This window comes from Arthrobacter sp. C152 (assembly GCF_054890965.1).
The window spans coordinates 1-222 of sequence record NZ_JBTZSU010000146.1; the positions used below are offsets into that span (position 1 = coordinate 1).

Genomic DNA, 222 nt, shown 5'->3' on the forward strand with positions numbered 1-222 from the left:
CGTTGGCCCAGGCGAGGATGTGGTCGGCGTCGTTGTCCAGGGAATTGTTGCTGCAACCGGGGAAGGGGCATTTGCCGTCCCGCAGCATCAGCCAGGCCCGCATCGCCTTGGTGACCCGGTAACTCGTCCGCCCGATCTCCAGCGGCGCCCCGTCCCGCGGGTCCACCAGCACCCGGTAGAACGAGCCCGCACCGTTGGCCAAGAGCCTGCGCGCCATCGACG

General features: G+C 68.9%; 1 protein-coding gene. It reads right to left on the reverse strand.

Annotated features, from left to right (window positions below; translation table 11 throughout):
- A partial coding sequence (locus tag ACYSM9_RS22065) for an HNH endonuclease signature motif containing protein (RefSeq protein WP_461859076.1) occupies positions 1-222 on the reverse strand: 222 nt, incomplete at both ends.